The organism is Gordonia sp. YC-XJ4, assembly GCF_059511865.1.
Genome location: NZ_CM183447.1, coordinates 1,416,544 through 1,438,741, shown reverse-complemented (window position 1 = coordinate 1,438,741; position 22,198 = coordinate 1,416,544). Strand labels below are relative to the sequence as shown.

The 22,198-nt window shown below is 66.4% G+C and carries 21 protein-coding genes; 8 read left to right on the top strand and 13 right to left on the bottom strand.

Going from position 1 to position 22,198, the window contains the following annotated elements; genetic code table 11:
• Positions 1 to 38 precede the first annotated feature (38 nt).
• The 3 genes from AC5ZH6_RS06245 to AC5ZH6_RS06235 are packed head-to-tail and all read left to right on the top strand — an operon-like array spanning position 39 to position 3,097.
• Positions 39 to 662: a class I SAM-dependent methyltransferase gene (locus AC5ZH6_RS06245; protein ID WP_288337441.1), complete on the top strand. Its 624-nt coding sequence runs from the start codon at positions 39 to 41 to the stop codon at positions 660 to 662.
• Positions 663 to 687: 25 nt separating this feature from the next.
• The gene (locus AC5ZH6_RS06240) at positions 688 to 1,764 is read left to right on the top strand and encodes an AbrB family transcriptional regulator (protein ID WP_288337442.1); all 1,077 of its coding nucleotides are present in this window, start codon (positions 688 to 690) and stop codon (positions 1,762 to 1,764) included.
• Positions 1,765 to 1,795: 31 nt separating this feature from the next.
• Positions 1,796 to 3,097: a saccharopine dehydrogenase family protein gene (locus AC5ZH6_RS06235; protein WP_211542336.1), complete on the top strand. Its 1,302-nt coding sequence runs from the start codon at positions 1,796 to 1,798 to the stop codon at positions 3,095 to 3,097.
• A gap of 9 nt (positions 3,098 to 3,106) precedes the next feature.
• On the opposite strand, the gene AC5ZH6_RS06230 is transcribed toward AC5ZH6_RS06235, so the two are convergent.
• Together AC5ZH6_RS06230 and AC5ZH6_RS06225 are read right to left on the bottom strand one after the other, a co-directional pair.
• Positions 3,107 to 3,763 (bottom strand): PaaI family thioesterase, encoded by a 657-nt coding sequence (locus tag AC5ZH6_RS06230; protein WP_288337443.1) that lies wholly within the window; start codon positions 3,761 to 3,763, stop codon positions 3,107 to 3,109.
• A gap of 48 nt (positions 3,764 to 3,811) precedes the next feature.
• Complete coding sequence (locus AC5ZH6_RS06225; protein ID WP_014359120.1) at positions 3,812 to 3,985, bottom strand: hypothetical protein; 174 nt, start codon at positions 3,983 to 3,985, stop codon at positions 3,812 to 3,814.
• Between the two features lie 150 nt (positions 3,986 to 4,135).
• On the opposite strand from AC5ZH6_RS06225, the gene AC5ZH6_RS06220 reads away from it, so the two are divergent.
• Together AC5ZH6_RS06220 and AC5ZH6_RS06215 are read left to right on the top strand one after the other, a co-directional pair.
• Complete coding sequence (locus tag AC5ZH6_RS06220) at positions 4,136 to 5,104, top strand: 1,4-dihydroxy-2-naphthoyl-CoA synthase (RefSeq protein ID WP_271355077.1); 969 nt, start codon at positions 4,136 to 4,138, stop codon at positions 5,102 to 5,104.
• 125 nt (positions 5,105 to 5,229) lie between these two features.
• Positions 5,230 to 5,883 carry a YdcF family protein gene (locus AC5ZH6_RS06215; protein ID WP_271355735.1) on the top strand — a complete coding sequence of 218 codons (654 nt, stop codon included), beginning with the start codon at positions 5,230 to 5,232 and terminating at the stop codon, positions 5,881 to 5,883.
• Between the two features lie 14 nt (positions 5,884 to 5,897).
• On the opposite strand, the gene AC5ZH6_RS06210 is transcribed toward AC5ZH6_RS06215, so the two are convergent.
• On the bottom strand, positions 5,898 to 7,082 hold the full coding sequence (locus AC5ZH6_RS06210) for an EAL domain-containing protein (protein WP_020172165.1): 1,185 nt from the start codon (positions 7,080 to 7,082) through the stop codon (positions 5,898 to 5,900).
• A gap of 518 nt (positions 7,083 to 7,600) precedes the next feature.
• On the opposite strand from AC5ZH6_RS06210, the gene AC5ZH6_RS06205 reads away from it, so the two are divergent.
• Both AC5ZH6_RS06205 and AC5ZH6_RS06200 read left to right on the top strand, forming a co-directional pair.
• The gene (locus AC5ZH6_RS06205; RefSeq protein ID WP_020172166.1) at positions 7,601 to 8,770 is read left to right on the top strand and encodes a GGDEF domain-containing protein; all 1,170 of its coding nucleotides are present in this window, start codon (positions 7,601 to 7,603) and stop codon (positions 8,768 to 8,770) included.
• A gap of 82 nt (positions 8,771 to 8,852) precedes the next feature.
• Complete coding sequence (locus tag AC5ZH6_RS06200) at positions 8,853 to 10,004, top strand: ThiF family adenylyltransferase (RefSeq protein ID WP_014359115.1); 1,152 nt, start codon at positions 8,853 to 8,855, stop codon at positions 10,002 to 10,004.
• Here the strand turns inward: AC5ZH6_RS06200 and AC5ZH6_RS06195 are convergent.
• The 4 genes from AC5ZH6_RS06195 to AC5ZH6_RS06180 all read right to left on the bottom strand — a co-directional run bounded on the left by AC5ZH6_RS06195 (position 9,963) and on the right by AC5ZH6_RS06180 (position 14,827).
• Positions 9,963 to 10,754: a hypothetical protein gene (locus AC5ZH6_RS06195; RefSeq protein WP_014359114.1), complete on the bottom strand. Its 792-nt coding sequence runs from the start codon at positions 10,752 to 10,754 to the stop codon at positions 9,963 to 9,965. The two genes, AC5ZH6_RS06200 and AC5ZH6_RS06195, sit on opposite strands and share 42 nt — an antisense overlap.
• A gap of 256 nt (positions 10,755 to 11,010) precedes the next feature.
• Positions 11,011 to 12,195 (bottom strand): EAL domain-containing protein, encoded by a 1,185-nt coding sequence (locus AC5ZH6_RS06190; RefSeq protein WP_014359113.1) that lies wholly within the window; start codon positions 12,193 to 12,195, stop codon positions 11,011 to 11,013.
• Between the two features lie 155 nt (positions 12,196 to 12,350).
• Positions 12,351 to 13,703, bottom strand: a complete 1,353-nt coding sequence (locus AC5ZH6_RS06185; protein WP_020172167.1) for a glutamate-1-semialdehyde 2,1-aminomutase — start codon at positions 13,701 to 13,703, stop codon at positions 12,351 to 12,353.
• Positions 13,700 to 14,827 carry a Rossmann-fold NAD(P)-binding domain-containing protein gene (locus AC5ZH6_RS06180; protein WP_014359111.1) on the bottom strand — a complete coding sequence of 376 codons (1,128 nt, stop codon included), beginning with the start codon at positions 14,825 to 14,827 and terminating at the stop codon, positions 13,700 to 13,702. The genes AC5ZH6_RS06185 and AC5ZH6_RS06180 overlap by 4 nt, the downstream gene beginning before the upstream one ends.
• A gap of 14 nt (positions 14,828 to 14,841) precedes the next feature.
• Here AC5ZH6_RS06180 and rfbC point away from each other — a divergent pair, with 14 nt between their 5' ends.
• Entirely contained in the window at positions 14,842 to 15,393 is a 552-nt protein-coding gene (rfbC, locus tag AC5ZH6_RS06175; protein WP_014359110.1) for a dTDP-4-dehydrorhamnose 3,5-epimerase, read from the top strand.
• Here the strand turns inward: rfbC and AC5ZH6_RS06170 are convergent.
• The 6 genes from AC5ZH6_RS06170 to AC5ZH6_RS06145 form a co-directional block, all read right to left on the bottom strand.
• The gene (locus AC5ZH6_RS06170; protein ID WP_014359109.1) at positions 15,377 to 16,405 is read right to left on the bottom strand and encodes an NAD-dependent epimerase/dehydratase family protein; all 1,029 of its coding nucleotides are present in this window, start codon (positions 16,403 to 16,405) and stop codon (positions 15,377 to 15,379) included. The genes rfbC and AC5ZH6_RS06170 overlap by 17 nt on opposite strands.
• Before the next feature lie 9 nt (positions 16,406 to 16,414).
• Positions 16,415 to 17,071, bottom strand: coding sequence for a PIG-L deacetylase family protein (locus tag AC5ZH6_RS06165; RefSeq protein WP_014359108.1), 657 nt, complete (start codon positions 17,069 to 17,071; stop codon positions 16,415 to 16,417).
• On the bottom strand, positions 17,068 to 17,886 hold the full coding sequence (locus AC5ZH6_RS06160) for a glycosyltransferase family protein (protein WP_014359107.1): 819 nt from the start codon (positions 17,884 to 17,886) through the stop codon (positions 17,068 to 17,070). Before AC5ZH6_RS06160 ends, AC5ZH6_RS06165 begins: the two co-directional genes overlap by 4 nt.
• Positions 17,883 to 19,139, bottom strand: coding sequence for a class I SAM-dependent methyltransferase (locus AC5ZH6_RS06155; RefSeq protein WP_014359106.1), 1,257 nt, complete (start codon positions 19,137 to 19,139; stop codon positions 17,883 to 17,885). The genes AC5ZH6_RS06160 and AC5ZH6_RS06155 overlap by 4 nt, the downstream gene beginning before the upstream one ends.
• Before the next feature lie 204 nt (positions 19,140 to 19,343).
• On the bottom strand, positions 19,344 to 20,822 hold the full coding sequence (locus AC5ZH6_RS06150; RefSeq protein WP_014359105.1) for an exopolysaccharide biosynthesis polyprenyl glycosylphosphotransferase: 1,479 nt from the start codon (positions 20,820 to 20,822) through the stop codon (positions 19,344 to 19,346).
• Positions 20,819 to 22,180, bottom strand: a complete 1,362-nt coding sequence (locus AC5ZH6_RS06145) for a polysaccharide pyruvyl transferase family protein (protein WP_231386724.1) — start codon at positions 22,178 to 22,180, stop codon at positions 20,819 to 20,821. The genes AC5ZH6_RS06150 and AC5ZH6_RS06145 overlap by 4 nt, the downstream gene beginning before the upstream one ends.
• Positions 22,181 to 22,198 lie beyond the last annotated feature (18 nt).

The following is a 22,198-nucleotide window of genomic DNA, read 5'->3' as shown; positions in this document are numbered from 1 at the left end:
CAGGCGAGCACGCGGGCCGGCGGACCTATTCTCGCCTCATGGGCTCCGGTTTCTACGACCGCCACCTCCTTCCGCGACTGATCAACCTGACCTGCGGGTCGTCGGTGATGGTCCCGCTGCGCGGACGCGTCTGCGCACCGCTGACCGGCCACATCGTCGAGGTCGGGTTCGGCTCGGGCCACAACATCGAGGCCTACCCGCCCGCGGTGACCCGGGTCAGCGCCATCGAACCCTCCGATGACGGGTGGCTTCTCGGTGCCGACCGCATCGCGGCGTCGCCGGTCCCGATCGATCGCGCAGGGCTCGACGGACAGTCGCTGCCCTTCCCCGACAACACCTTCGACGGCGCCTTGTCGACGTTCACGATGTGCACCATCGCCGACTTGCCCGCGGCCCTCGCCGAACTGCGCCGGGTCCTCAAACCTGCTGCCTCCCTGCGCTTCCTGGAACACGGTGACGCACCCGATCCCCGGGTCCAGCGGTGGCAGCGCCGCCTCGAGCCCGTCCAGCGTCGGGTCGCCGGTGGCTGTCACCTCACCCGCGACATCCCCGCCGCCCTCACCGACGCCGGATTCGAGATCACCGACCTCGACCGCTTCTACCAACACGGCACCCCCAAGACCTTCGGCGCGCTGAGCCTGGGAGGCGCCCGCACCCGCTGAGCCGGGCCCGCCTACGCTGGGGCCAGTGCGTCGTTGGATCGGATTGGCTCTCGTCACCGCACTCGCCGCCTATCTCCTCGAACTCCTCGACGTCGACGCCGCCGCCCTGTTCGCCGGCCTGGTGGTCGCCGCGGTCCTCGCCATCGCCGGACTCGCCCCGCGCGCTCACACCGACACGCCCGACGCCCCAGTCGTCCCCCGACCCCTGTTCCTGGCCGGACAGGGGGTGCTCGGTGTCTACATCGGCACCATGGCCGACCCGAGCACCCTGTCGGGACTGGGCGCGGCGTGGTTGCCGGTACTCGTCGTCGGGCTGGGCACCCTGGCCCTGTCGGTGGCCGGCGGAGCCCTGCTCGGACTGCACCGCCAAGTCGATACCCTCACCGGCGCACTGGCCTTGGTCGCCGGCGGCGCGTCCGGGCTGGTGGCACTGACCCGTGAACTCGGTGGTGACGAGCGGGTCGTCGCCGTCGTCCAGTACGTGCGCGTGGCCCTGGTGACCCTCACCATCCCGCTGGTCGCGTCGATGGTGTTCGACGCTTCGGCAGGCGGTGTCGCGCAGGCGTCACCGAGCTGGACCGATCAGGGCTGGGGGCTGGTGCTGCTCGCGGTGTGCGCGGGGGTCGGCGTGCCCGTCGGCCGGCTCGTCCACCTCCCGGCGGCCGGCCTGCTCGGTCCGATGGCGTTGTCGACGGCCGCCGAGCTGACCGGACTGGCCGGCGACGCCGCGATCTCGCCGATCCTGCTCGCGATCGCCTACGCGTTGATCGGCTGGCAGGCCGGGCTGGGGTTCACGATGGAGCGACTCAAGGCAATCGGGCGCATCCTGCCAGCGGCGATCGGTCTGATTCTCGCGATCGGCGTCGGCTGCGGGCTGCTCGGCGTCCTGTTGTCGTGGTGGACCGGCGAATCGATGTTCGACTGCTATCTGGCGACCACCCCCGGCGGCATCTATGCGGTGCTCGCCGCGGCCACCGCGGCCGGCGGCAATGTCGCCTTCGTGGTGGCCGCGCAGATCCTGCGTGTGCTGTTGATGCTGTTCGTGGCACCCTTCGCCGCGCGCTGGGCCGCCCGACGGCGCCCCGGACCAGCCGCGCTGTGACCGATCTCGCACGACGATTACCCTCGACGCCATGAGTGGGGAGAATCCGTCCGAGTCCGGCACACCTGAACCGACAACCACCACGCCCGCCCGCGAGTTCGACGTCGTCGTCTTCGGCGCCACCGGCTTCGTCGGCGAGCTGACCGCCCGCTACCTCGCCGAGCATGCACCCGCCGGCACCAAGGTCGCGCTGGCCGGCCGCACCGAAACCAAACTCGCCGAGGTCCGTCGACGCCTGCCCGCCGCGGCGTCGAGCTGGCCGCTGATCGTCGCCGACGCCTCGTCGCCGAGTTCGCTCGACGCGATGGTCGCCCGCACACGGGTGGTCTGCACGACGGTCGGCCCCTACCTGCGCTACGGCGAGTCGCTCGTCGTCGCGGCCGCCACCGCGGGCACCGACTACGTCGACCTCACCGGCGAGGTGCCCTTCGTCCATTTCTCCATCGACAAGGCCCACGAGACCGCACAGGCCACCGGTGCCCGTATCGTCCACTCCTGCGGATTCGATTCGGTCCCTTCCGATCTCGGTACCTATCTGCTGTACCGCAAGGTCGCCGACGACGAGGCGGGCACGCTCACCGACACCACGATGGTGGTCAAGTCGATGCGCGGCGGCGTCTCGGGCGGCACCATCGATTCGATGCGGGTGATCGCCGAGGAGGCCAAGGACCCGCAGAAGCGGCGGCTGCTGCTCAATCCGCAAGCGCTGTCCGGTGATCCGGGCGACACCCCGAAGGTCAGCATGTCCTCGGAGCCCAGTGACATCGCGGTCGTGCGCGCCCGCACCGTCGACCCGTCGTTGTCGGGGACACTCGCGCCATTCTTCATGTCGTCGTACAACACGCGCGTCGTGCGACGCTCGAACGCGTTGCTGGACAACGCCTATGGCCCCGATTTCCACTATGCGGAGACCATGAACGTCGGCGGTATCCCGGTCCTGTCGGCGTTGATCGCCGGCGGTGTCAGCGTCGGCACCGGAGCGTTCCTGGGGGCGATGAGTTTCGGTCCGACACGTCGGCTCCTCGATCGCGTGCTGCCCAAGCCGGGTAGCGGTCCGAGCGAAAAGACCAGGGAGAAAGGCTTTTTCGTCACCGAGACCTACACCCGCACAAGCACCGGCCGTCGGTACCGCTCGCAGATGAAGCTGTCGGGCGACCCGGGATACAAGGCCACCGCGGTGATGCTCGGCGAGAGTGCGCTCACCCTGGCCCTCGACCGTGGCGAACTCCCGGCCCGCAGCGGCGTCCTCACCCCGGCCGCCGCGATGGGCGATGCGCTCGCCGACCGTCTGCGGGCCGCGGGAGCGAGCTTCGACGTCCGCGAGTTGACGTAGCCGAGACGCCTACGGCTGCCCCGGCTTGAGCGCGATGAACAGCGCGTCGAGTTCGGCGCACAGCCGGTCCCCGTCGTGCAGCGTGCCCTTGACGAAAGCCTTTCGGCCGTCCAGGTTCTCGACCCAGGTGTGCATGCGCAGCGGGGTGCGCAACGGGGTCAACGATCGGTAGCTGACGGTCAGATAGGCGGTGCGGGTGATGCCCTGCACGGCCAGTGCCGATGCCATACCGCCGAGGTCGTCGAAGGCCACCGCGACGTGGCCACCGTGCGCGGCGTCGTTGCCGCCGAGGTGGAACGGACGGAAGGTCACCGAGGCAACCACGCCGTCGGGTCCGCCCTCGCTGATCTCGTACGGCGGCAGCGTGATGTTGCCCCGCGCAGGCAGATCGATTCGGGTGCCCGCGGGCGAACGCCACTCGTCGATCTGCACGTCCTCGAGGCGCTTGTTGAGCGCGCGGACCTGGTCGATGAGTTCGTCGGTGATCCCCGGGGTCGGGCACGCGTAGCGCGCGAGATCCATCAGCCGCCGGATCTCCTCGCTGAGTTCGCCGTAGCGCGGGCCGCCGCGGTCGGTGGTGATGTCGATGCGGGCGCGGAATCCGCCCTCGTGCGGCGAGTCCGCGTCGGCGGGCACGGCCCAGCCCGATTCTGGCGAAGAAGTCATGCCCGACACCGTATCGACGCCGGTCATCGGCGTCGCAGTCGGCGCGGCCTAACGGTGGTGGTGACGGGTGCTGCCGACCGCATGCAGATCCACGTGCGTGGATTCGGTGGGCGCCTCCCGACGGTCCCGGAGCTTGATGATCGCGCCGATGAGCAGGGCGAGCACGACCGACAGCGCCACCCACACGGCGACGACGATCAGCACGATCTCCCACACACCCACGTCGCCAATATGCCAAAAGGCGCTGGTGGGTGGCCACTCATCGGGAAGAATCCCGCCAAATTCTAAGAAACCGGCGCTCGGGGCAGCCCGGCACCGCCCCCGGCCGGGTGTTCGCCGGCGGCTCGGGATCGGTGTCCTAACCTGAACGCCATGAGCACCGACGCCGCCTCCGCCACGCCAACCCCCTTCGATCCGACCCAGTGGCGTCCGGTGACCGACCTCGGCGAACTCACCGACATCACCTACCACCGGCACGTCGGCACCACCCGGGCCGATGGCATCGTGCGCATCGCCTTCGACCGCCCCGAGGTCCGCAACGCGTTTCGGCCGCACACCGTCGACGAGCTCTACCGCGCCCTCGACCACGCGCGACGCACCCCCGACATCGGCACGGTGCTGCTCACCGGCAACGGACCGAGCCCCAAGGACGGGGGGTGGGCGTTCTGCAGTGGCGGCGATCAGCGCATCCGCGGTCGGTCCGGGTATCAGTACGCGACCAGCCATGACGCCGACGTCGCCGCGGCCGGCGCCGAGGGCGTCGACGAGACACGCGTGAAGGCGGAGGGTGGCCGCCTGCACATCCTGGAGGTTCAGCGCCTCATCCGCACCATGCCCAAGGTCGTGATCGCCGTCGTCAACGGCTGGGCCGCCGGCGGCGGTCACTCGCTGCACGTGGTGTGCGACCTCACCCTCGCCTCGCGCGAGCACGCCCGGTTCAAGCAGACCGACGCCGACGTCGGCTCCTTCGACGCCGGCTACGGCAGCGCGTATCTCGCCAAGCAGGTCGGCCAGAAGTTCGCCCGCGAGATCTTCTTCCTCGGCGAGGCGTACGACGCGGAGACGATGCACCAGATGGGCGCGGTGAACCGGGTGGCCGATCACGCCGACCTCGAACGCACCGCCATCGAGTGGGGACGCACCATCAACGGCAAATCGCCCACCGCGCAACGCATGCTGAAGTTCGCCTTCAACCTCACCGACGACGGGCTCATGGGCCAACAGGTCTTCGCCGGCGAGGCCACCCGCCTGGCCTATATGACCGACGAAGCCGTCGAGGGCCGGGATGCCTTCCTGCAGAAGCGCTCTCCGGAATGGGACGCTTTTCCGTATTACTACTGAATCACCACCGGCTGATCACCACCGATCCCACCGACAGCGGCACAGATCACTGCTGCGCCACGGTGCACGATCCCCGATCCGCAGCCACAATGGGTCGAGTGAACCCGAGGACACCCGAGCCCACCGTGTCCTCGTCGGCGACCGATCCCGATCTCACGGCCTCCCGACAGTCCCCTTCACCCGAGCGCCCGGTCCGTCGACGCCGACTGCTGCGCCGTGTGGTGATCGCCGTGGTGATCGTCGCCGTGCTCGCGGGAACGGCGTTCTACGGGTTGGGCTATCAGCTGTTCTATCGCGACCATTCCGACCCGCTGCGCAGGGTCGACGCCATCGTCGTGCTCGGTGGGGAGCACGACGGCCGTGAGGATTACGGACTACAGCTCGCCCGTGAGGGGTACGCCTCGACGGTCCTCATCTCCGACCCGTACATGAACAACCATTACCACCGCACCGGCGCCCAGCTGATGCAGCGGGTGTGTTCGTCGAGCACCGCCACCATCGAGGTGATCTGTTTCGACCCCGATCCGTCGACGACGCGGGGCGAGGCGATGGAGACCCAGCGACTGGCCCGCCAACGCCACTGGCACAGCGTGATCGTCGTCAGCTGGCGGTTCCACATGGTCCGCGCCCGCTACATCTTCGGGCAGTGCTTCGACGGCGACGTCGTCATGCGCCCGGTGCCGCGGTCGTATCCGTCGTCGCTGCGGTACTGGAGCTTCCAGTTCGCCTACCAGTTCGGCGGTCTCGCCAAGGCCGCGGTTCTCGGCTGTGACAAGTAGTTCAGAGACGAGGCTCAACCGAACAGCGCCGCCGACGACGCGGGCCGCCCGAAGTGATATCCCTGCGCGTAATCGAATCCCAGGTCGACGAGCAACGGGACGACAGCGGCGTCCTCTACACCTTCGGCGACCGTTTTCGATCCCGTCGCGCGGGCGACGTCACAGATCGCTCGGACCACCGCCACCGTGGTCTCACTCTCCTCCGCGCTGTCACTGTCGAGGGAGTTCACCAGGTCGCCGTCGACCTTGAGGACGTCGACGGGCAGATCACGCAGATAGCTCAGCGCCGAATATCCCGACCCGAGGTCGTCGACGACGATCGTGCATCCGGCCTCGCTCAGCGCATCGACGGCGTGGGCGGCCTCGCTGGCGATGCGGATCACCTCGTCCTCGCGCAACTCGATCCAGAAGCGCGCAGGGTCCGCTCCGCTGTTGCCGACCTGCTCGATGGTCGAGTCGACGATGGCCGGATTGAGCAGCTGACGCTGGGAGACGTTGATCGACACGAACGAATCCGCCCCGGCCGCCATGGTGATCCCGCGCGGGAGTTCGGCAACCGCCGTCGCGATCGTCGAGGTGCTGATCGGCCCCAGCAACGCGGTGCCCTCCAGGATCGGGAGGAACTCGCTCGGGCCGGCCTCCTTGCCGTCGTCCCAGCGCATCAACGACTCGTACCCGGCAACCTCGTGGGACGGCAGATGCACGATCGGCTGATAATGCGGCGCGAAGTCGGCAACCTTGGCCCGCGAGAGCCGCAGCACGGTGGTGCGCAGCCGGTCGACGGTGGCGAGCATCTCGTCATCGCACACCTCCAGCGGCGTCCGCCGCTCAATCGCCGCCGTGAACGCGCATTCCGCGCACCATTTCCCCACACCGTTACGCAGATCGCGGGACAGATATCGGGGGGAGGCCACTCCGGTTCGGGTGTCCAGGAAATACCGCTCACCGCCCCACTCGACGATGTGGGCGCCGCCGCGGAGTTCGCCGATGAGGATGTCGAGCTCCTCCTCGCCGGATGCGGTCGGAACCAGTTCGTAGTCGAGGTCGGCCACGCGCATCATCGCCACCGCGGGTCCGACGCGAGCCATCAAACCCTCGATGAACCGAGCGGCCACCGCTCCGGCCAGCTCTCGGCCGAATGCCCCGGTCAGTCGCCGGAACGGATCCGCTTGGACAACGATGTGTCCATGTCCCGGCACGACCAGACCGCCCTTACTTCGGTTGCATACGACCCGGTGTTCCGGGTGATCGGATCATAGACGCTGGGCTTCGCCAGGTCGTGCGTTGGCTGCACACGTAACCTCTACGACACCTCACAACGTTACCGGCCGTGAGCGGCCTCACCGCACCATAAAATAGGAAATACACGGTTGCCGAGCCGGGTTCACGAATACGACTATCCGAATAGGTCAATGCCAGCGCCGAATTGTTTCGCCTGGCCCGAATTCCGACTGTTCCGTTCAGACCGATTTCTCAGAATCGCCCAATCCGGCATCTGGTATCTTTCTCCTACGGGGGTTGCACACAGCGTCGAGACTTCGCGTAGCGAAAGATCGAATCCACTGCGGCGGATCTCGATCGAGCTCGACCAGACCAAGTGGAGTGGAGTGACTTTGCGGCTCGTCGGTGCGTCAACCCCTCGTCACCGTCCGGTCACATTGCGATGCGCGTAACCCCGTCCGCGCCCTCCACAACGACTGGTCGACCCCACTCCCCGATGAGACTCCAGCCTCCCGACAATTCGAACCCCGGATTCCGCTCGACCCAGCTGGTCCCGGCCACCAAGGGTGTCGACGGCCCCTCGTTCGCCCGGAGTTTCGACCAGCGCACCATCGGCGTGCTGGTCAGCGAGACCGGTGCGATTCCGTTGATCCTCCTCGGACTCCTGTCCTCGACGTTCCTCAAACCCCATTGCCAATGGGTGCTCGTGGTCATCGGCGTCTACACCCTGCTGTCGGTTGCGGTCACCGTCTACGCCCGGCGACTGTCCGACCGCGGGTTCGCCGTCCTGAGTTTCGGCGGGATGCTCGGCGTCGCCGGTTCCGCACTCGTTATCGCCGACAACGGGGCGGCGTTGGCAGTCCTCGTCCTGCTCGCGGCGATTCCCGCGCTCTCGGCGATGGATTCCTCGTTACCCGTGGTGCTCGGGTTCGTGCTGACCGCAGCCATCCTGGTGTGCGTGGTGGTCTCCATCCGGGCGACGTCGACGACCGCGCTGATCGTGGGCGGCGGCGCGGCGCTGATGGCCATCGCGGTACCGACCTATCTGGTCACCAGCCTGCGCCGACGACTGACCGCGCTGCTGCATCAGCAGGCACAACTGAGCGTCACCGACCCGCTGACGCTCGCTCTCAACCGCCGCGGACTGCTCGATGGCGCAATCCACCTGTTCCGCACCGCGGCAACGGCCGACAAGCGCGTCGCCTTTCTCGTGGTCGACGTCGATTACTTCAAGAAGTACAACGACACCCACGGGCACTCGGCCGGTGATGCCGTACTCGTGGAGATCACCAACGCCATCCAGAACGCGGTTCCCCCGAGTTCTCTGGTCGCTCGTTCCGGCGGTGAGGAATTCGCGATTCTGACCGCCACCGACGACGCCGTCGGGTTGTCCCGGCTGGCCGATGACATCCGGCTGACGGTGGCTTCGTCCACCGATGCCACGGTCAGTGTGGGCGGGGTGTGCGCGAAGATCATCGAAGCGACCTACGACTCCGACCATCCGACCCTCTCCGAGTTGATGGATCGTCTGTCGGCCCAGGCCGACCAACTGCTCTACGCCGCGAAGGGAATGGGCCGCAACCGTGCCGAGACCGCGCCGGTGGCCCCATCCTACTGGCGACATCTGCACTCGTCACCGTCGGACGCCCAGGACGACCGCCACTGACGCGTCGGGCAGCCGACACTTCCCGTCCTACCCGCATGACCCTGTCCGGGGGATCCGACCCCGGCCCGATCCAGAAGGTGCCGTGGTGGAGATTCTCGATCCGATCGACGACCGGCAACGCATCACAGCGTTACGCGCGTCGCCGTCGTTCTCGTTCGTCGACGGATGGACATACGCGCGTCCCGAACTCGCGGTCCTCGACCGACTCGATCACGTCGATCCGGAGACGACGCCTCCCGACCCCATCGACCTCACCGATGAGCATCTGATCGAGCGCCGCAGCCGCTACATTCTGTTCCCGTGGCGTGCGACGTTGGTGCGCCTGCCCGACGCCGACATCTACTACCGGCTCAAGACCGCCCGCAACCGGCATTTGTTGACCGGGCGTGAACAGCAGCTCTGGGGCAGCGCGGTGATCGCGGTCGCCGGCCTCAGCGTCGGCTCGTCGGCCCTGACCGCCACCGCGCTGACCGGGGCACGCCGATTCCGGATCGCCGACTCCGACGAACTCGCACCCACCAATCTCAACCGCATCGTCGGGTCGGTGACCGATCTCGGTGTCAGCAAGGTCGAACTCGCGCGCAGGCGCATCCTCGAAGGCGACCCGTATACCCAGGTCACCACATTCCCCGACGGCTACCATCCCGATGTGGCCGAGGCGTTCCTGGGCTCGGCGGCCTTCGCAGGTTCCACCGAGGAGCTACCGGCCTCGGTGATCATCGAGGAGATCGACGACGTGGCGATGAAGATCGACATGCGGCGACGCGCCCGTGCGGCCGGGGTGCCGGTACTCAGCGCCACCGATATGGGCGAGGACGTCGTCCTCGATGTCGAGCGCTATGACCTCGACCCGGACTATCCGATCTTCCACGGTCGCGGTGAGGGATTCTCGGCCGGCGACGCCGCCGACCCCGCCCAGCGACTCCAGATGGCGTTGGCCATCGTCGGTGACGAGGTCACTCCTCGGATGGCATTCTCCGCAAGCCAACTCGGCCGCAGCGTCACCTCGTGGCCACAACTCGGGTCGACCGCCGCGATGGCCGGGGCGCTCGTGGCGACCGCTGCGCGCAACATCGTCTGCGGTCGGCCCGTCTTGTCCGGTCGCTACCGGTTCGGCATCGAGGAGATCCTTCTCGGATCCGCCGCGGGGACGCACGAGGGATGGAACGAGCTCGGTCAGGCCGAGTTCGCCTCAGCGGCGCAAGCGATGGGTGAGGGCACCGGAAAGAGCTGACGCCGAACGGTCGTGGTGAACAACCGGCGGGCGGGCGCCCCACGCCTGCGAGTTCGGGTAGATCGCGGCCAGCCGGTCGGCCTCGTCGCGCATCCGGCCCCAGACCTCCGGCGTCGTCGCCGACTCCAACGTGGCACGCTCCCACCACATCAGCTGGGTGCGGTAGCGCTCATCCGGGAACGGGGTGGCGGGCACACTCGGGTCCACCCGCCCGCCGCCGGAGGTCCAACGCTTGAGCACGTGGTCGGCGGCCGTGGCCATCATGTGTTGCACGCCACACATCTCCATGATCGGCAACCCCAGGCGCGAGAGCTGTCCGACGACCTCCTTGGCGATCGGTGACCGCTCATCGGTCCAGGCCGTCTTGACCTCGACTATGCCGCCGTCCATGCGTTCCTCGATGGCGTTGACCAGATGGACCTGACCGGGCTGACCCGCCCACTCCTCGAGCGCATGCGTCTGCGCCGCCGCGGCGAAGCGAGGCTGCACCCGCAATCCACCGACCACCTGCTGCGAGTTGTCGAGGACGACGAAGAACATCACCGTCTCCTCGCCCCCGACCACCCGTTCGTAGTCCAGGGCGGCCGCACAGCCGTACCGGGTGTAGGCGTTCTCCGCACCCCGCAGGTACTCCCGCCACAGGGCCGGATGCATCGCCGGAGTGGCTGCCCGCAGGGTGTAGTTCGGCGTCACCATCCCGCGGATCGCGGAGTCGTGACGGGTGGCGATGGTGCGTAGAGCTGCATTCATGAGGCGTGCTTCTTTCCGAGAGGGTCGACCGCGGCGCTGTGGCTACACGACGTGGTTGAATATCGTGAATACAATTCCCGTTCGGGGACGACGAACGGAAAATGGACCATCACAGATCTTCTTGTGCATCCCGTGAATTCCCCGTGTTTCACAGGAGGCCTCTGATGTGGCGCCATTTGGTCAGAATACGGCCACGGTCCCAAATCCGAGAACCGTTAGCTGAGCTAAACACGCCGGTGGGAGGTGGTCGGGCGGCTCAGCGCTCCGGACCGAAGAGGTGGGCGGCGGCCGCCGGACGGCCGAGGAGATATCCCTGGCCGAAGTCGAAACAGAGGTTGTTCACCTCGGCGAGTTCGTTCTCGGTCTCGATTCCCTCGGCGACGACGCGCAATCCGGTCGCTTTCGCCATCGTGCAGATCGCATCCACCACAGCACGGTCGGCGGTGCTGTCGGGCAATGGGGTGATCAGGGTGCGATCGACTTTGAGGATTTCGACCGGCAGGTCCCGGACATATCGCAATGCCGAAAAACCCGACCCCAGATCGTCCACGCAAATCGTGCATCCGAGATCGTGTAGCGCGAACAGGGTTCGTGCGGCGACGCCGGCCGGCCGGATCACGTCGATCTCGCTGACCTCGATCCACACCCGCTTCAGTGTCACGCCGCAGTCGGCGGCGAGTTCGGCGAAGTACGCCGGCAACGATTCATCCCATAGCTGCTTGGCCGACAAATTGATCGACACGAACGCCTCGTCGCCCGCCGCCTGCGAGATTCGGCCTGCGAGATCGACGAATACCGCCCGGATGGCACGCCGGCCGATCGGGATGATCAGCGAGGTGGCCTCAGCGACCGGCATGAAGGCATCCGGACTGCGCACCGAGCCCGTATTCGTCCAGCGCAGCAACGACTCCCAGCCCACCGTGACGTCATCCGAGAGCCGGACGATGGGCTGGTAATACACCGGGAAGTCGTCGTCGGCGGCCGAGATGAGTGCGTTCGCCATGGAAATTTCGCGCCGAAGTGATTGCGCCAGAGAAGGGTTGGCGATCACCGCGCTCAGTCCGTCGACCAGCGCCCGGGACAGCGCCGCGTCCGCGGCGGAGACGATCTCCTCGTCGGTGACGGTCGCGGGGAAGTCCTCAGTACGCACGATCCCCATGGCGACCTCGAGGAAGTGCACGGAGCCGTCCACATCCACCGCATGCGAACCGTAACTCCACGGCTGATACAGCAACTCCACAGCGGCGTCATCGGTTTCGTTGAAATAGGCAAGCCACTCGAGGTCGGAGCGGCGAATGATCTCGGCGGTCGTACCGGTCGTTGCCAGCACACCCTCGACGAACGCCTTGGCGATATCCACCGACCGCTCCCGCCCGTAGGCCACCGCAACCCGATGATACGGGTCCGCCGAAATCGCCACCACCACCCCGAACCCGGTCACGCGTCATCACCGCGATCCCCTGGGCCGCCCCCCGCACGGTCAGCCATCATGGGACAAGACTACGGCCCGGAACCATCCTCAGAAAGGAATCGGACTCTCACCGTGTCGGTGTGATGTGGCCGGACGACCCGGGGGGGTGCCGGATCCGCCCGAAATCAGTCCATCCGACTACGCACACGGCGCGGCGCCGCGCCACGGCGTAGCGCTGGGGCCACCGGCCGTCCGCGGAGAAATCCGTCCACCGAACCCGCCTCCAACGCCCGCGAGTACGTCGGCAGCGCCCCACGAACAGCCTCGATCGTCGCATCCACATCGTCGTCGGAATGCGCCGCCGAAGTCACGAACGATTGTCCGAGCACCCCACGTTCGATGATCTCCTGCAAGAACAGCGTGCGGTATTCCTGTGACGGCACTCCTTCCGGACCACGGGTCACGAACACCAGACACGACGGCCGACCGATTACCGATAGCGATTCTGCGACACCGTATTCGGCGGAAACCGCATTGACCCCATCGGCGAGCCGACGGCCCGCCGACTCCATCGCCGCGACCGGATCGGTCTCGCGATAGGCGGCCACCACAGCCCGGAACGCCGCGAGTGACCCGGTCTCGGGACCGTGCGTCGTCGACAGCAGGAACACCCGGTCGGCGTCGGTGTTCAGCCCGCCGAGCTCCATCAGATCCCGCGAGCCCGCGAGCGCCGAGATCGGAAACCCGTTGCCCATCGCCTTGCCCCAACACGACAGATCCGGTGTGACGCCGTACACCGACTGCGCCCCATGTTCCGACCAGCGGAAACCGGTGATCATCTCGTCGAACACGAGGACGGTGCCGTGTCGGTCACACAGCTGACGAACCCTTTCAAGAAAACCAGGGGCCGGTTCGGCGGTGGCCGTGGCTGCCTCGAGGATGACCGCCGCGATCTCACCGGGATACTCGTCGAACACCGCGCGCAACGACTCGAGGTCGTTGTAGGTGAATCGGGGATTGTCGGCGTAGGCGCACTCCGGAATCCCTGCGGACATGTCGGTGGTCCCGATGAACCAGTCGTCCACCGAGAAGAAGGGGTGCGAACAGATGGCCACGCGGTCACGACCGGTGGCCGCGCGCGCCAACCGAATCGCCGCAGTGGTGACATCGGAACCGTTCTTGGCGAACTTGACCATGTCGGCACCCGGAACGAGAGCCAGAAAGTCCTCGGCAGCAGCGATTTCCGTCGTAGTCGGACGACTGAAGTTCATACCGTCCACCGTCGCGGCATACGCCGCATCGATCACCGGCCGATAGCCGTGTCCCAAGGTGACCGAACGCAGCCCGATACCGTACTCCACGTAACCGTTACCGTCGGCATCCCATACCCGCGCGCCTGAGCCCCGCACCAGGATCGGAGCCATGTCATCCGGGTATTGGTCGGCTCCTCGGGCATAGGTGTGTGCACCACCGGGAACCAGGTGGTGGAGGTGCGCCTGCAGTCGATTCGATTCGGCGAAGATCCGGCGGTCGGTCATGCGGGTGCCCTTTCACTGTCGGCGGTCTGCGGCCCGTATGTACGTGGTCCGTCGAGTACCCACCGGCCGCCCAGCGTCGGATACCGCCGCGACACCTCACCCAACAGATCGGGGACGGTCAGAACCACCCGATCCGGGTCGGCGGTCACGAGTTCCTCGGGCGAGATGATCGGGATGTCACACCCGGGCATGCGCCGCCCCTGCTTGTTCGGTGAGGCGTCGGCGACTGCGGTCAGCAGCGACGAGTCGACACCTGCCAAGCTCAGCAAGGCCACCACACGTGACGACGCCCCGTACCCGTACACGCGTGCACCCACAGCGCGTTGCGCCTGCAGCCATGCACGAAGATCACCGACGTGGCCGTCGACGGCAGACTGCAGTGTTCGCACGGTCGCCGGATCCGTCATCGCGGCTTCACGCTCGAGGACGGCGGCGACCCTGTCATCGGGCTCGATATCGCCGTGTACGGCAGCAACCATGATGGTGCCGCCGTAGAGGTCATAGGACCACGCGGTGGCCACGCCCATCCCGACTGCGCGGAGCAAACGCCGCAACGCGGGCAGTGAGTAGTACGCGAAGTGCCCGTGCCGCAGCGCATTCCACTGTCCCTGCGTGACGATCGTGTGCAGCGAGTGGAACTGCAGCAGCAGCACCCCGTCCGGAGCGGTGACGGCGGCGCGACGAGCGAAGGCCGCAGCCTGATCCGCCTCATGCATGATGCCCAGTGAGTCGATCACGACGTCCGCCCCGCCCGGATGATCGTGGATCACCTCGTCGAAACCCCACTCGACCAAATGGGGCATCCAGGTCCCACCGTGCGGGCTGCCGAACTCGGTGACCGTCCGGCCCCGCAGGAATCCGGCGGCCGCGGCGTCGGCCACCGCGGCAGCCGCCTGATCGATCAGGGCCTGCGGTTCGATGCCGCGCGGCTCCTGGGTCACGGTGTCGTCGTCGACCAACTGCGCCAGACCACACCGACCGCACAGCGCCATGGCGGCCGGATGAGCAGCCTCCAACGGCGACACCGGTTGCGCGGCAGGTGGAAAGAAGTCTGCGGCGGGTACCGGACCGAGTTCGAGTACTCGCGTGAGTTCGATACTTGCGCACGCCCGGCAGCCACTCATGCGACGATGACCCCGTGCGAATCGAAACCACCGAACTGGCAGATGTACTCGTGTTGACGCCCGAACCGCACCGCGACGAGCGCGGACTGTTCACCCGCACCTTCGACGCCGAGATCTTCGACGAGTACCTCGGCAGACCCGGCACCGCAGCGGCTTTCGTGCAGGACTCGCAGTCGCGTTCGTCCGCCGGAGTGATTCGGGGGATGCACGGGCGTTCCGGCCACGGCGAGGCCAAGCTGGTCCGCTGCGCTCACGGAGCCGTCCACGACGTGGTGGTCGACATCCGGCCGGACTCCCCCACCTTCGGTCATCACCAGTCCTTCCGTCTCGACGACGAGGAGTTCACCAACCTCTACATCCCACCGGGATTCCTGCACGGATTCCAGGCGCTGGACATCGCCGACGTGTGTTACCGCATCGACCGCCCTCATGATCCCGCAGAGGACATCGGCGTTGCCTTCGACGATCCCGATCTCGCGATCGCCTGGCCGGCACCGGTCAGCGTGGTTTCCCCGCGCGACCGGTCGGCGGGGAGCTGGCGCGAATTGCTCACGCACCTGCGGTGATCCGGCGCATCGTGGGATCGAGGCGGCCATCATGGCGCAACGACTCCAGCCGGGTCAGTCGGGTGAAGCGTCGGGTGAACGCGTCCGCGGTCAGCCCGTAGGAGATGTAAGCGTCGTACAACTCCTTCGCGCCCGCCGGGATGGTCCACCGCGCCTCGAACCCGAGTTCGTTTCGGGCACGCGAGAAATCGACGCGATACGACCGCGGGTCAGGTCCGCTCTCTCCGGTGATCAGCAGGGCCGAACCGGGCACCGTCTGCGCCACCCACTCGGCGATCTCGGCGACGGTCAGATTGTTCGCCTCGGTGCCGACGTTGTAGGCGCGGGCCCCGACCACCTCGGCGGGCGCGGTCAGACAGACGATGAACGCCCGCGCGATGTCCTGTGCGTGCACCAGCGGACGCCAGGGAGTGCCGTCGGAGAGCACGCGCACATCACCGGTGAGGACAGCATGGCCGACCAGGTTGTTCAGGACGATGTCGGCCCGCAGACGGGGAGAGAAACCAAAAGCCGTTGCGTTGCGCAAGAACACCGGGACGAAGTCGGCGTCGGCGAGCGCGGCGACGTCGCCCTCGACGCGTACCTTGCTTTCGGCGTAGGGCGTCAAAGGATGCAATGGGGCGTCCTCGCCGACAAGACCGTCGCCGGCCGCGCCGTACACCGAACAGGTCGACGCGTACAGGAATCGGGAGACACCGGCATCCTTGGCCGCGCGTGCCAATTGCACCGACGCGTGATGGTTGATGTCGTAGGTGATCTCGGGCTCGAGTGCACCCAGCGGATCATTCGACAGGGCCGCGAGATGGATCACCGCGTCGAATCCGGCGAGCTGATCGGGCGTCACGTCACGCAGATCGCCACCCACCAGCGGCGGATCGTCGGGCTCGGGTCCCAGGACGCAGTCGGCGAAGTAGCCGTTGTCGAGACCGGCAACCTCGTGCCCCACGGCGATCAGCAGCGGGACCATCACGGTGCCCAGATATCCTTGGTGTCCGGTCACCAGAACACGCATGTCATTCTCCTATTTGCAGGATTGCCCGAATTGCAGGATTGCTTTTTCGAGGACGAAGGCCTCGGCATGATCGTTGCGACACTGGACCCCACGCAGCCGTGACAAACCCAGGAAGGACGCCTCGTCGAACCAGTCGTGCGGCAACTGCGATCGATAGTGTTCGTGCAGCAGCCGAACCTTCTCGCGGGCAACATCTTCGGCGACGGGGACGAATACGGTCGGCGTCGGGGTGTCGGTCTCCCACTTGATGATCTCGTATCCCAGTGTCAGGTGATCGCGAAACTCGGTCGGCACGAGTTCGGCGAGTAGTCGGTGATCCTGGTGTGCGTCGCGGCGTTGCGGGGCGAACACCACGGTCGGGGCGGTTCCGCGCCGGAAGGTGCCGAGCGCGTCCTTCACCTCGTTCCACTGTGCCGGCGTTCGGCCGTCGGGGAAATCGAGGATCGTGAGTTCGAGGTCGGCGTCCGGACAGAACGCCGCGAGCGCCGCACGTTCCTCGGTTTCGCGCTCGGTACCCGCACCGGTCAGCACCAGCGCACGAACACGCAGGCCGGGGTGGGCACGCGTCATGGTCAACAGCGTCGCGCCCATCCCGATCGGGATGTCGTCGCAGTGGGCGGCCAACAGGGCCACCTCCTCGACGGCGCCGGTGCGGAGGTCGATCATCGCGCCAACGACACCTCGTCCGGCGCGAGCGCCTCGGAATTCTCTGTCTCCCACACCATCCAGGGGCAATCACCGTGCTGGTACCGCGCCTCGAGCTCGGCCCGCTCCTTGAACGTGTCGGCGGGCTTCCAGAAACCGGTGTGCCGGTAGGCGAACAACCGGGACTGCTGTGTCAGCGCCCCGCACACATCGGCGACCAGATCGCCGCCCTCCGGAAGGTAGTCGAAGATCTCCGGCGTGAGCACAAAGAATCCGCCGTTCTCCCAGATCGGGAACTCCGACACCGGCGTGATCGCCGTGACCACCCCGTCCTCGGTGGCATCGACACAGTGGAACGACGATTGCGGTGGCACGAGCATCATCGACGCGGCCGAACCGCGGCGCTTCACCTCGTCGATCATGTCGTTGAGCGGTGCATCGGTGAGCACATCGGCGTAATTGGCCAGGAAATAATCGTCGTTGCCCAGATGCGCACGCACTCGACGCAGACGCTCCCCGATCGCCGACTCGATCCCGGTGTCCACGAAGGTGATCGACCAGTCACTGATGTCGGAATCGAGTAGTTCCACCTTTCCGTCGTGCATCACGAAGTCGTTCGACGCGGTCTCGCGATAGTCGAGGAAGTACTCCTTGATGTGATTGGCGCCGTATCCCAGACACAGGATGAATTCCTTGTGCCCGAAGTGCGCGTAGTACCGCATCACATGCCAGATCAGTGGTCGGGGCCCGACCATCTGCATGGGTTTGGGGACGGCATCATCCTCGTTGTTGCGCATACGCATTCCGTAACCGCCACAGAACAAGACGACTTTCATCGGGACTGACCTCCGGTGCTGACTGTATCCGCGGATACGATGTGGAGCTGCGGCAGCGGATACACCAGCTCGCCTCCCCATTCTCTGACATATCGCAGTTGCTCGGTGATCTCGTCTTCGAGATTCCAGGGCAGCACCACGATCACGTCCGGTCGATCGGCGTCGATCCTCTCGGGCGCGTGGATCGGGATGCGTGTACCGGGGGTGAATCGGCCGTGCTTATACGGATTGCGATCAACGGTGTACTCCAACAGATCCGGGCGGATACCGCAGTAGTTCAGCAGGGTGTTGCCCTTGCCCGGCGCACCATATCCGACGACCCGTTTGCCCAGGGCCTGCTGATCGAGCAAGAACCGCAACAGTTCCTGGCGCACCGATTCGGCCTTGGCGCGCAAGCCCAGATATCCCGAGACGTCGTCGAGGCCGGCCGCCCGTTCGATCTCCAGCGCCTGCGCCACACTGTTACCGGGCACCGCGCCGACCGTCTCGGGCCGCGCCCACAGGCGAATCGAACCGCCGTGGGTGCTAAGCATCTCCACGTCGACGACGGTCAGACCCGCGGTGGCCAGTGCCCGGGAGGCACTGAGCACCGTGTAGTACTGGAAGTGCTCGTGATAGATCGTGTCGAACTGCCCGAGCGACACCAGATTCAAAGCGTGATGGACCTCGATGCTCACCCAACCGTCGTCGGCGACCAGGGTACGCAGCGAGCGGGTGAATCCCAGCAGATCCGGAATGTGTGCGTAGACGTTGTTGGCGACCACCAGATCCGCGGGCCGGCGTTCGGACCGAATCCGCTCGGCGAGTTCCTCGTCGAGGAATGCCGTCTCGGTCGGAACGCCCTTGGCACGCGCCGCCTCTCCGACATTCACCGACGGTTCGATTCCAAGACAAGCGATTCCGTCGTCGACCACGTGGCGCAGCAGATAGCCGTCGTTGCTCGCAACCTCCACCACGAACGAGTCGTCGTCGAGCCCGACGCGCTCGCTTGCCGTATCGACAAACGAACGAGCATGTGCCACCCAGGAATCCGAGTACGAAGAGAAGTACGCGTACTCGGTGAAGGTGTCCTCCGGGGTGATCAGAGCGGGTATCTGCAGCAGTAGGCACTCCTCACACAGGCGCAGGTGCAGTGGGTATGTCGGTTCCATCTCGTCGAGCCCGGCGAGAGTCAGGAACCTTTCACACGGTGGCGTGGCACCCAGGTCGAGAATGCTGCGCAGCTTCGTGGAGCCGCAAAGTCGGCATGTCATGAGATTTCTTTCTCCGATCTGCGCATCGGTCGGATTGCCAGATGCCGGTGAGTCCGGGATTTTCCGGACTGTCTGATCAATAGTAGCAAGAGGTTCCGAGAATGTCTCCCGGTCACACCGATATTCGGTGCCGAGTTTTCTGTGTTCCCCTTTTCGGAGAAGCGCTGTCGGACCATGTTTCCTCGACGATTCATAGGAATAGCGTCACCCGCCGGACCCACGCATCACTGCGCCGACAGTGCGTACGATGATCTTGACGTCGAGCCAGATACTCCAATTCTCGATGTAGAAGTTGTCGTAGAGCGCTCTGTCGGAAATCGATGTGTCACCGCGTAATCCGTTGATCGCCGCCCATCCGGTCAAGCCCACCGGCACCCGATGTCGATCGGCGTAACTGTGGACCGCTCCCTCGAATTGTTCAACGAAATGCGGACGCTCGGGCCGAGGCCCGACGATCGACATATCCCCGCGGAGCACATTCCAGAGTTGTGGTAGTTCGTCCAGAGAAGTCTTCCGCAGGAATCGGCCAAGACGTCCTATTCGATCGGCGTCGACCGGCTGCCATTCCCGGTCCGATGCACTCGTCGCCACCGGACGCATCGATCTGAATTTCAACAGATCGAATGTGGCTCCACCATGACCTATTCGCTGTTGCCGGAAAATGATCGGTGCCCTCGGATCGGACAGTTTGATCGCGCAGGCGATGATCGCCGCCGGCGGCGCGGCCACGACCAATGCCGCGACCACCAAGGCCAGATCGAAGATCCGCTTGAGATGCCAGTACCAGGTCCGCAACGCGTCGCGACGAAGGCGGATCAACGGGACCGTGTGTATCCGATCCATTTCCTGGGTGAGCGAGGTGAACTCGAAAAGACGTGGAACGACGAAAATCTCACAGTCCAGTTCGTCGCATCCACGCAGTGGTGAAATCAGCGCCGAGTCAGCAACCGTACTGAAAGCGACCACCAGCGCATCGAGCTCTCGATCGGCGACGAGTTTCTGCAGCGAGGTGCCCGCCCCCTCCAACGGCACACCCGTGTCGGCGAGTACTTGCATCGGCAGCGAGCTGACCACGGTCACGACGTCGACCCCGAGTTCCGGTTGTGCTCTTGTGCTGGTGATGATCTCGGCAGCGACGAGACCGTCGCCGATTACGCCGACGCGCATCCTGCGTGCGTCACTGCACCGCCGACGGGAACGCACCCAGGTGAAATAGGCGACCCGCACCACGAACAAGGCGGCGAAGACGCAACCGGCGAATACCGTCGCACGTGTGATGTGCACGCCGGGCCGGAGCACGGCGAACATCACGCCCGAGGCGATGATCGACCATCCCGCCAGCCGGGGCATGTCATCGAGTGCGGACAGTGTGACCCGAGTCCGGTAGAGCCCGGCGAAATCGAGTGCCACCACGGTCAACAGCGCTCCGAGGATGCTGAATGCCACCCCGGATGCGCCGTGCGGTGTTCCAGTGACGATGGCGATGGCGATGAGGACCACGGCGTCGAGGCCGATCAGAACCGGATCCTTGCGCACGGGCGACAGCGTGGGCAGCCGTAATCCGTTGCGCAACAACACCTCCATCGACTGCCGCACCGAGGCGACGTCGACGCTCGTCGCTTTCGACGTCGTCCGGGACCGATCCGGCCCGACCGGCAACGACGCCGGATCGCGGCGGCTCACAGGACGGTCCCGCGGTCGGTGTCGCGGACTCGGTCGCGGTCCTCGACGAGCGCGAAAACTCGGTCATAGCCACTGTCGCCCAGCGCGATCTGCGCGGCTGCGCGGTCTCGAAGTCCGTCGCGGACGTCCGGCGCCGACTCCCATGCCGACTCCACGGCGTTCATCAGCTCCGTACCGAGATCGTCCGAGCGCAGGTCGACAACGATGAGCCCGCCACCGAACATGTCCGCGAGGCCGAGCAATTTGTCGTCGTAGTATCCCGACGATGTCAGACCGACCACCGGTATCCCTTGCGCCAGCGCAAACACCGCAAGGTGGTACGCGCCGGTCACGACCACCCGGCAGGCACCGACACGCTCGACCACCTCAGCAGGGTGAACGAACCTCCCGGCCGGCGTGCGCACGTCGCGGTAACCGCGTACCAACGGCATCGTCGACCGGCGATCCTCACCGAGATGTTCGGAGACGATCAGTGGCGACAGACGCGCATCGTGACGGGCCGCAACCGTGCGCACGACCTCGCCGACGATCCCCTGGGCGTGCAGCGTGACCGGCGAATATTCCGCCACCCGCAGGCACACGCCCAGATCCGTCCCCGGCGTGTCATCACGACGTGCATATGCCAGCGCGATCGCGTCGTCGCCGGTCACCAGGACGCGTTCGGCGGACACCCCCATCGAGGCGAGTAGCGCCGGCCCGCGGCGCCGCTCGCGTACCGCGATCAGCCCGGCGTCGGGGAGCACCGCGCTCGCGCGGGCGCGTAGGTCCTCGTCGGTGAGCGGCCCCAGTCCCTGACCCACGAAGGCCACCGGCACCATGTTGCGCTGCGCCTCTGCAGCCAGCTCGAAGACCCGGGTGGCCTGTAGCTTGTCCGCGTCGGCGAGATAGCCGCCGCCGAGTACCAGCACGAGTGAAGCGCCGGCGGCCGCAGCGAAGGATCCGCGCGCGGCCGACGCGGGGTGCGGCCCCGACGATCGGGGCTCGGATGTCGTACGCATGCGATTGATCAGGCCGGGCAAGCGGGTTTTCACCAGATCCGCCAGTCGTCGGCGAGCTCGCACCGCCGCCATCGCGAACGGCCCCACCCACCTCGGGCCCACGCGCGCCGCGAGCCGTTCGACCCGACCTGGCGGCGACCACGGATCGTCGGCTTTCACGGTGATCGCCTGGGCATCGGGGAAATACGCACTGAGCAGCGCCGGTGAGTCGGTCAGGATGCCGATCCGGGCATTCGGCCAGTGCGCGCGCAGCCGCCCCACGGTCACGTGCAGCATGGCCAGGTCGCCGATGTTGCGCAGCCAGTACTCGCTGTTCTCGATCAGGATGCGATGGTCGTGGTCGTCGTCGACGGAAGCCATCTCGGGCATGTTCATGAA